Below are 3524 nucleotides of genomic sequence, written 5' to 3' on the forward strand. Positions count from 1 at the left end.
GATCCCTTCGCTGGCAAGCCAGCGAAGGGGGCCTCAGGGTTTCGGCAAGCTGCCCGCCGGCCCGACCGCCACCAGCGGCGGCGTGCACAAGGTATTGCCCCCCGGCTGCAGATACGGCATCAGGATCGGTGCCATGCCCTTGAGCACCTGCACCGGCAATGCCGAGGTGAACTTGAACGCCTCGGCTGCGCGCCCGGGCACGAAGGCGGTCAAGGTGCCGAAGTGATTGTCCCCCAGGAAGAACACGAACGTGGCCGTGCGGTTCAGCGAGCGTGAACCGATCAACCGCCCACCCGCGCCAAAGCTCTCGATACGGTTGTCACCGGTGCCGGTCTTGCCGCCCATCACCAGTACGGTGCCATCGTCGAGCTTGAAGCTGCCCGATACGCGCCGCGCCGTACCGGCGTCCACCACCTGCGACATGGCTGCGCGCACGCCCGCGCCACCTCCACCGAAAGCACTCGCTCGCCGCGGTCCGGGTCGCCGGCCAGGCGGGTCTCGTAGGGCGTGTCGGCGGCAAAGTGCAGGGTGTCGATGCGCAGCACCGGCAGGCGCACGCCGTCGTTCTGGATGATGCCGACCAGTTCGGCCAGCGCCGCAGGGCGGTCGCCCGAGCTGCCGATGGCAGTGGCCAGCGACGGCACCAGGTGATCGAACGGGTAGCCGACGCGTTTCCAGCGCTGGTGAATGTCGAGGAAAGCCTCGATCTCGACCATGGTGCGAATGCGGCTGTCACGTGCGCCCTTGTGCCGGCTCTTGAACAGCCAGCTGTACACCTCCTGGCGCTCGAAATGGCTGGCTTGCACCGCGTCCTGGAAACTCGCGGTCGGGTGCTTGAGCAGGTAGCCCAGCAGCCACAGGTCCAGCGGGTGCACCTTGGCGATGTAGCCCTGGTCGGGCAGGTCATAGGCGCCGGGACCGTAGGACTTGTACATGCCTTCCAGGCGCGTGTCGGTGAGCTGGTCCTTTTTCAGCGGCGGCCGCTTGAGCGCGCCCGGCTCCGATTTGGCATGTGCCCGCACGAAGGCATTGAAGGTGGCCTGTTCGGCCTCGGGGAACAGGTAGCGGTGCACGGCCGCCAGCCGCATCGGCGTCACGCGCATACTGTCGAGGAAGGTGTCCAGGCGCTCCTGCGAGGTCTTGCGTTGGTATTTCTTCCAGAACCGGCGCATGAAGTCGGTGCCTTCACGGTCGGCAAAGCGCGCCAGGTATTCCTGGCGGCGTGGTTCGGCATCGTCCTTGAGCAACTTGCCGCTGTTGCCTGGCGCCTGGTAGGTGCTGTAGCGCACCAGGTCACGCATCAGGCGAATGAACGGCAGGTTGATCGACTCGCGCAGGGAGTCCTTGAGGGTCGGCAGGCGGCCGTTGTCTTCCTTGCGAAAGTTGTTGAACACGTGCATGCCGCCGCCGGTGAAAAAGGCTTCACCCGGGCTTGCCGAATATTTGCGCTCCAGCGCCGCGTCGAGCATTGCGCTGATGTTGCGGTCCTTGTTCTGGGCCAGGTAATCCAGCGCCCAGCGGGTGATGAAGTCGGTGTCGGCCACCTCGACCTGCTTGAGCTGGGCGTTGGACATGCCGGCATACTTGTCGTGCAGCTCGGCGATGATCTCCAGGTACTGGGTCAGCACCCGCAACTTGGCGGTGGAGCCCAGCTCCAGCTTGCTGCCTTCGTTGATGTCGAACGGCTGGTCGGTGCTGTCGGTCTGTACGCGCACCCGCGAGCCATCGGCGGTGCGTTCGAGCAGGGTGAAGCTGTAGCGCACCTGGGTGGTGCTGGTGGGGGTCAGCAGGCGCTCGCCGAACAGTCCCATCTTTTCAGCAAAGGCGGGGTCGGCGAGGTTTTTCAGGTACTGGCTGACCTGCCCCTGCAGGTCGGCCTGCAGCGTACTGGTGGCCGACAGGTCGAGGCGGTCAAGGTCGTAGAGTGGCCGCCCCAGCGCCGACGACAAGCGGCTGCGTGCCACGCTGATGCCCTTGTTGGTGACGATCGGCACGATGGTCGGCTGCGCCACCCAGTCGCGGAACACCACCTTGCTGGCAAGTGCGGCATCGGCCAGCGAACGGTCGATGATGTTGTTGGCGGCCAGCAGGCGCACGTGGCTGTCGGTAAGCTCGGCCAGCTCCGTGCGGCCTCTGGAGAGGAAATGCGAGGGGCGTCGCTGGGCGATCATCAGCGACAGCACCTGACGCAGCGCCAGGCCACGTGCGGCGAGGCTGGCCGGGGCGTGTCGGTGCCCGCCAGGGTCTGGTTGACCTCGGCGAAGTCTGCGCCGTACCACACCCGCAGGCCCTCGGCCATGCCGTGTACTTCACCGTGGCCGGGCACCGCCGACAGCGGCACGCTGTTGAGGTAGTCGCGCACGATGCGCTGGCGTGCCGCCAGGGTTTGCGGGCCGTCCTGATAGGCGCGCACACTGGCCGAAATCATCTGGCGCAGCTTCTCGCTGCCCGACACCGTGAGGCCGTCAGGTGAATGGCGGTACTTTTCCAACTGCGTGGCCAGGGTACTGCCGCCGGCCGACTGGCCGGGCAGGGCGAGGTACTTGGCCACCTGGCTGTAGGCTGCCATGGCGAAGCGTGGCCAATCCACCGCAGGGTTGGCGCGCGTGTCGTTGGGGTCGAGCAGGTCACGGTTCTCGATGAACAGCAGGCTGTGCACGATCACCGGCGGGATGGCAGCAAAGTCGGGGTACAGGTGCTGCGGGTAGTGGAACTGATAGAGCGCGTCGCCCTTGCAGTCGGTGATCGACAGCCCGGCCTGGATCTTTTCGGCATAGGGTACGAAGAAGCCGTGGTCGACATAGTTCATCAGCGCCGGCGAAAAGCGTGCCTGCTCAACGATCACATAGTCGCGCTTGAACAGGCGCGGCAGGAATTCGCCGAGTGCGCTGTAGCCCAGGCGTTTGTCGAACGGGCCGTCACCCGGGTACACGATGGCGTCGCTGGGCCCCTTGTGCATCGAATAGCTGAGGGTCGCGGCGAACTGGCTGAACTCGCGCGACTGCAGGCGCGAGGTGTGCATCTCGTTGGTGGCTGCCAGGCCCAGCAGGGCCAGGCCAATGATCAGGATCAGGGCTAACAGCCACCACCCGTAACGCCGACGGGAACGTTTTGGCACAGCTGAGTCATCCGGTTGTTCTGCGGGAGCTTGCGTCTTGTTTGGTTCCGTTTGCCACTGTGCGCCCATAGTGTTCAGCCCGGCTGCGTATGTTCGTCTCGCTTGCCTGAAGCTTAGACGCTGGCCGGGGGTGGTGAAAAATTTGTGGGGCGTCGTGCGCCATTTCCCCAAGCGTGGCCGCCACATGCGCCTTTGGTACAGGATTGCACTGCACTGTTTTGGTGCTATGTTAGCCGCCCGGCAGGCCACGTAACAAAAAGTACGGGGAATGCCACTCCGTAGAAGCGGTTTTTGCCGAGAGTTCTCGCCAAATATCGTGGTTTATATAGTGAAAAGCCCTGTGGCGGCCTTCCTATACTGCTCGCCCCTTTCGCTTTGCCGGTGCGCTGTTGCCCGGCAGACGCGC

At 64.8% G+C, this 3524-nt stretch carries 1 pseudogene; it reads right to left on the reverse strand.

The annotated features are described in order from the left end of the window. Positions 1–33: 33 nt before the first annotated feature. Positions 34–3187: pseudogene (locus tag G3436_RS16690) on the reverse strand (transglycosylase domain-containing protein). Positions 3188–3524 lie beyond the last annotated feature (337 nt).

This window comes from Pseudomonas brassicae (assembly GCF_010671725.1).
GTDB classification, from domain to species: domain Bacteria; phylum Pseudomonadota; class Gammaproteobacteria; order Pseudomonadales; family Pseudomonadaceae; genus Aquipseudomonas; species Aquipseudomonas brassicae.